The organism is Methanobrevibacter cuticularis (genome assembly GCF_001639285.1).
Lineage (GTDB): Archaea > Methanobacteriota > Methanobacteria > Methanobacteriales > Methanobacteriaceae > Methanobaculum > Methanobaculum cuticulare.
On sequence record NZ_LWMW01000008.1, the window covers coordinates 1 to 2307 of the forward strand.

Below are 2307 nucleotides of genomic sequence, written 5' to 3' on the forward strand. Positions count from 1 at the left end.
TAGAATTGTTTAAACCAACAATAGTATAATTCAAATTATAAAGAATAAACTGAACACCTACAGTATTATTAACAATGCGATTACCAGATAATGTGAAATTAGTAGTAGCTAAACCAACAGCATGACTGTTACCAGTGAAATTAGAATCCAGAATCATACTATTAGTACCACTAGTAAAAACACCACCAGCAGCAGCACTAGCAGTGTTGTTAATGAAATTAGAATCACTAACATTCATCCTAGTACCATAATTGTAGATAGCACCGCCAATAGTAGCTTTGTTAACAGTGAAATTACAATCAGTTACAATAGTATTAGCACCAGTATTATACACAGCACCACCATTAGTAGCACTGTTATTAGTGAAATTACAATCAACTACAGTAGCATTAACACCAGTATTATACACAGCACCACCATTAGTAGCACTGTTATTAGTGAAATTACAATCAACTACAGTAGCATTAACACCAGTATTATACACAGCACTACCATTAGTAGCACTGTTATTAGTGAAATTACAATCAACTACAGTAGCATTAACACCAGTATTGTGGATAGCTCCACCATCGTAAACCACACTCGCAACATTAACTCTGTTGTTGTTGAAGTTACTGTTGGTTACTTCGAAATTAGCACCAGCATTGGAGATAGCTCCACCACCACTGTACATAGATAGACCACCAGATGCATTAACTGTATTGTTGTTGAAGTTACTGTTGGTTATTTTGAAATTAACACCAGTATTATACACAGCACCACCATTAGTAGCACTGTTATTAGTGAAATTACAATCAACTACAGTAGCATTAACACCAGTATTGTGGATAGCTCCACCACCGTAAACCACACTCGCAACATTAACTCTGTTGTTGTTGAAGTTACTGTTGGTTACTTCGAAATTAGCACCAGCATTGTAGATAGCTCCACCACCACTGTACATAGATAGACCACCAGATGCATTAACTGTGTTGTTGTTGAAGTTACTGTTGGTTATTTTGAAATTAGCACCAGTATTGTAGATAGCTCCACTACCATAGGTAACTCCACCACATGTGTTGTTAGTGAAATTACAATCACTAACAGTAGCATTAGCACCAGTATTATAAATAGCACCACCATAAACACCTGCAGTATTGTTTATGAATTCACAATTATTCAAAGACATGTTTAAACCAATGTTGTAGATAGCACCGCCCTGACCAGGATTGTAGTTTACTTTACTATTGATAAATGAACAATCTGTGAAATTCAATGTACTATTAATGTTATTATTATAAATCATTCCACCATAAAGTTCAGCAGTATTATTAATAAAAGTCAAACCAATAGCAGACACAGACATATTATTACCACTATTAAAGATCGCACCACCACCACCACCACGAGCAGTATTATTAGTGAAATTACAATCAATAACAGTAGCATTAGCACCAGTATTATACACAGCACCACCATTTCTACCTGCAGTATTGTTTATAAAATCACAATTATTCAAAGACATATTAACACCAGCGTTATAGATGACACCACCCCAACCAGCATTAGCTCTTGCAGTATTATTGATAAATGAACAGCCTGTGAAATTCAATGTACTATTGACGTTACTATTATAAATCATCCCACCAGAAGTTCCAGCACTATTATTTACAAAAGTCAAACCAACAGCAGACACAGACATATTATCACCACTATTAAAAATAGCACCACCATTAGTACTAGCATTATTATTAGCAAAATTACAATCAATAACAGTAACATTAGCACCAGTATTATAAACAGCACCACCATTAGTAGCATTATTATTAGTGAAATTACAATCAATAACAGTAACATTAGCACCAGTATTATAAACAGCACCACCATTATTATTAGCAAAATTACAATCAGTTACAGTAGCATTAGCACCAGTAGTATACACAGCACCACCATTTCTACCTGCAGTATTGTTTATAAAATCACAATCATTCAAAGACATATTAACACCAGCGTTATAGATGACACTACCCTCACCAGTACTAGCTCTTGCAGTATTATTGATAAATGAACAGCCTGTGAAATTCAATGTACTATTGACGTTACTATTATAAATCATCCCACCAGAAGTTCCAGCACTATTATTTACAAAAGTCAAACCAACAGCAGACACAGACATACTATTACCAGTATTGTAAATAGCGCCACCATTTCTACCTGCAGTATTGTTAATGAATTCACAATTATTCAGTGACATGTTTAAACCAATGTTGAAGATGGCGCCGCCATCACTATTAATGGCTCTTGCTTTATTATCAATAAATGAACAAT

The 2307-nt window shown here is 34.7% G+C and carries 1 protein-coding gene; it reads right to left on the reverse strand.

Annotation, left to right across the window (positions count from 1 at the left end; genetic code table 11):
• Positions 1–2307, reverse strand: a 2307-nt coding sequence (locus MBCUT_RS00080; protein WP_394327045.1) for a beta strand repeat-containing protein, incomplete at both ends; no start/stop codon positions are given.